A 3383-nucleotide genomic window follows, 5' to 3' on the forward strand; every position below is an offset into this window, starting at 1 on the left:
GGCCGGCGCGCTGCTGGCGGCTCGACAGGCTGCCGGCGCCCAGCGCGCCCTGCTCGCGCACCGCCTGCAGCACCCGGGCGATCACCTCGCCGCGTTGTGCGCCGAATTCCGCCAATTGCCGGTAGATGCCGCGTCCCTGCGCCGCGCGGCGCATGCGCCAGCGCAGCAGGGGATGGATCTCCAGCGGCAACAGCGAGGCCTCGTGGCCCCAGTACTCGAACAGCGCGCGCTGACGCGGCTTGCCCCAGGCCAACTGGTCGAGCAGCTCGGGCGCGTAGTGGCCGAGACGGGAAAAGGCTGGCAGGTAGTGCGAGCGCACCAGCGCGTTGACCGAATCGAGCTGCAGCACGCCGAGGCGCTCGACCTGGCTCAGCAACTGATGCCGGCCGACGGCGCCGCGCGGGGCACGACCGAAGCCCTGGGCAGCCAGTACCAGGCGCCGGGCTTCGGCGAGGGAAAGTGAATCGGGCATGGGGCCGTCCCTGGAGTGGCGGTGCGCCCAGACTAGTCGCGCGCCAGCTCCAGTGGCAACGACGGCTGCGCGTCGGGCGCCAGGAAGCGCTGGCGAAAGCTGAAGGCCGCAGGCGTCGGCCCCTTGCGGCGCAGGCGCTGCAGACGTTCGGCCGCCTCCTCCAGGCTCGGCCGCTGTCCGGCCGCCACCCACCAGAGCACCAGATGCGCCTGCGCCACCGGCTCGAACCATTCGCGGCGGCGCTTGAGCATCTCGCGATGGGCGGTTTTGTAGACGTAGTCGCTCAGGCTCTCGACGTCGCGCCAGAGCGACAGATTGACCAGCACGTCCTCACCGAACGGGCGCAACGCGGTGGCGTCGCCCCCCTCGTCCGCGAGGCGCCAGACGAAGCCCAGCGAGGCCTCGGCCAGGGCGTTGATGCGCTGCAGATTGGCGACGAAATCGGCCAGCGGCGGCGAATCCAGCGGCGCCGCCAGGTTGGCGATATTCAGCTGGGCCAGGTGGTAACCGGGCATGGGCACTCCTTGTCTATCCATTGCATGATGCGGGTATCGGGCTGCGCTGCCGAGCCGGCGAGCCCCACAGCGCCACGGCCTCAGAACCGCTTCAAAGTCTGCTGCGCGTCGGCACTGCTGCGTTAAAAACAGGCTCGGGCTGCTCATTTACAGCTCGTAAACTCCGCGCCCTCGCCTGTTTTTGCCTTGCATTGCTCTAGCTCGCGAGCCTTTGAACAGGCTCTCAGTGCTTGAGCGGATCGTCCCAGAATGGCCGCTCGCTCTCCTGCAGCGCATCGGCGCGGCTCAGGCCGATGTCCTTGAGCGCGGCATCGTCGAGCATGCCCAGACGGCGGCGCTGCTCGGCCAGCTGCCACCAGCGGCGCAACTGACGCGCCATCGACAGCAAGCGGGCGCCCAGGCGCGGAGCGGCGAAGTGCAGCGGCTGAGCGACGGCATAACCTTTTTGACCTTTCATCTCTTTGCCCTCCCTGTGGGGTTGGCGCCAGTCTCGCGCTGGGCTTAAGATCAATCCAACGAATGTTTCTTATGCACTACATCTGGGATATTGATGGATGGCCCTGTACCCCAGCATCGACAGCGAACTGCTGCGCACCTTCGTCGCCATCGTCGACCAGGGCGGCTTCACCCGCGCCGCCGAGGCGGTCAACCGCACCCAATCGGCGGTAAGCATGCAGATGAAGCGCCTCGAGGAAGACGTGATGCAGCGCCCGCTGTTCCAGCGCGACGGCCGCCAGGTCAGCCTGACCGCCGAGGGCCAGCTGCTGCTCGGTTACGCCCGACGCATCCTCAAGCTGCACGGCGAGCTGCTGACCACCCTGCGCGAGCCGCACATGGTCGGCACCGTGCGCATCGGCACGCCGGACGACTACGTGATGCGCTTCATGCCCGGCATCCTCTCGCGCTTCGCCCAGGCCTACCCCATGGTGCAGGTCGAGCTGCACTGCGAACCCTCGTTCCAGCTGCTGCAGCGCCAGGACCTGGACCTGACCATCGTCACCCGCGAGCCGGGCAAGGAAATCGGCCAGTTGCTGCGCCAGGAGCGCATCGTCTGGGCCGAAGCTCAGGGCTTCAGCCCGCACGAACAGGAGCCGCTGCCGCTGGCGATGTTCAACTCGCAATGCTTCTGCCGCTCCTGGGCGTGCAATGCGCTGGACGCCATGGAGCGCGAGTACCGCATCGCCTACACCAGCCCCAGCCTGTCGGCGATCATGGCGGTGGTCAGCGCCGGCTTGGCGATCACCGCGCAGCTGCAGAGCCTGATCACCCCGGACATGCGCATCATCGGCGAGGCCGAGGGGCTGCCGGCCATGCCCTCGGCGAGCATCGTGCTGCTGCGCAACGAGGCCAGCCAGTCGCCGGTCACCGAGTGCCTGGCCGAGCATATAGTCGAGGGCTTTCGCCTGTAGCCGGAGGCAGTCCAGCACCGCCCGCCGCCGCTACTCCAGGGCCAGCAGCGCCGCACAGACCAGCAGAAAACCGCAGAACAGGCTGCGCAGCAGGCGCTCCGGCAACGCGTGGGCCATGCGCACGCCCCAGCTGATGCTGAGCAGCCCGCCCACCGCCAGGGGCACGCCCATCCACCAGTTGACGTGCTGGTGCAGCGCGTAGGTCAGCAGGGTCACCCCGGTGCTGGGCAGCGCCAGCGACAGCGATAGCCCCTGGGCTACCACCTGGCTGGTGCCGAACAGGCTGGTCAACACCGGCGTGGCCACCACCGCACCACCGACGCCGAACAGCCCGCCCATGGCGCCGGACACCCCGCCCAGCGCGCCGAACCAGCCCCAGGGATGACGCAGCTCGGCGCTGGCCGGCGCCTGGCGCATCGACATGCGCAGCAGGTTGTAGGCGGCCAGGGCCAGCAGGAAGCCGACGAAGGCCCAGCGCATGGTGCGCGCCTCCAGCCCCACCGCGTAGAGCGAGGCCAGCCAGGCGCAGAGCAGGCTGGAGCCGCCGAGCAGCAGCGCGTGGCGCGGATCGATGCGGTTGCGCTGGTGGTAGCGCCACAGCGCCAGCATCACGTTGGGCACCACCATCACCAGGGCCGTGCCCTGGGACAATTGCTGATCCAGGCCGAACAGCACGCCGAGCACCGGAATGGCGATCAGCCCGCCGCCGATGCCGAACAGCCCGCCCAGGGTGCCCAGGCTCAGGCCCAGCAACAGATTCAGGGAAAGATCGAGCAGATTCATGGCACCTCCAGGCAATGGGCGCATGCTAATCAGGGGCGGCTGGCGCGGAAACGCATAGCCGCGCACAATGGCTGCGCTTATCACGCACAGCAGAGTCGCCATGAACCCCGATGCCCTGACCGACCAGCTGCAACTCTTTCTCGACGTGCTGGAGGCCGGCAGCTTCTCCGCCGCCGCGCGCCGCCACCCGCTGACGCCCTCGGC

The 3383-nt window shown here is 68.6% G+C and carries 6 protein-coding genes; 2 read left to right on the forward strand and 4 right to left on the reverse strand.

Annotated features, from left to right (window positions below; all coding sequences use genetic code 11):
* From N878_RS15650 to N878_RS15660, 3 genes are all read right to left on the reverse strand, one after another.
* On the reverse strand, positions 1-472 hold a 472-nt coding region (locus tag N878_RS15650; RefSeq protein WP_021444558.1), incomplete at its 3' end, for a crosslink repair DNA glycosylase YcaQ family protein.
* Between the two features lie 32 nt (positions 473-504).
* Positions 505-987: a DUF3291 domain-containing protein gene (locus tag N878_RS15655; protein WP_021444559.1), complete on the reverse strand. Its 483-nt coding sequence runs from the start codon at positions 985-987 to the stop codon at positions 505-507.
* A 223-nt stretch (positions 988-1210) separates the two neighbouring features.
* The gene (locus N878_RS15660; protein ID WP_021444560.1) at positions 1211-1444 is read right to left on the reverse strand and encodes a DUF1127 domain-containing protein; all 234 of its coding nucleotides are present in this window, start codon (positions 1442-1444) and stop codon (positions 1211-1213) included.
* 97 nt (positions 1445-1541) lie between these two features.
* On the opposite strand from N878_RS15660, the gene N878_RS15665 reads away from it, so the two are divergent.
* On the forward strand, positions 1542-2396 hold the full coding sequence (locus N878_RS15665; RefSeq protein WP_021444561.1) for a LysR substrate-binding domain-containing protein: 855 nt from the start codon (positions 1542-1544) through the stop codon (positions 2394-2396).
* A 30-nt stretch (positions 2397-2426) separates the two neighbouring features.
* On the opposite strand, the gene N878_RS15670 is transcribed toward N878_RS15665, so the two are convergent.
* Positions 2427-3179: a sulfite exporter TauE/SafE family protein gene (locus N878_RS15670; RefSeq protein WP_021444562.1), complete on the reverse strand. Its 753-nt coding sequence runs from the start codon at positions 3177-3179 to the stop codon at positions 2427-2429.
* A 100-nt stretch (positions 3180-3279) separates the two neighbouring features.
* On the opposite strand from N878_RS15670, the gene N878_RS29575 reads away from it, so the two are divergent.
* Positions 3280-3383 (forward strand): LysR family transcriptional regulator (locus tag N878_RS29575; RefSeq protein WP_156350887.1); only part of this gene is annotated, 104 nt, incomplete at its 3' end.

The sequence above is a fragment of the Pseudomonas sp. EGD-AK9 genome, from assembly GCF_000465935.2.
GTDB lineage: Bacteria > Pseudomonadota > Gammaproteobacteria > Pseudomonadales > Pseudomonadaceae > Aquipseudomonas.

Excerpts from the sequence above, each read along its gene's own strand:
- N878_RS15655 (WP_021444559.1), bottom strand. The coding sequence starts at position 987 with ATGCCCGGTTACCACCTGGCCCAGCTGAATATCGCCAACCTGGCGGCG.
- N878_RS15660 (WP_021444560.1), bottom strand. The coding sequence starts at position 1,444 with ATGAAAGGTCAAAAAGGTTATGCCGTCGCTCAGCCGCTGCACTTCGCC.
- N878_RS15665 (WP_021444561.1), top strand. The coding sequence starts at position 1,542 with ATGGCCCTGTACCCCAGCATCGACAGCGAACTGCTGCGCACCTTCGTC.
- N878_RS15670 (WP_021444562.1), bottom strand. The coding sequence starts at position 3,179 with ATGAATCTGCTCGATCTTTCCCTGAATCTGTTGCTGGGCCTGAGCCTG.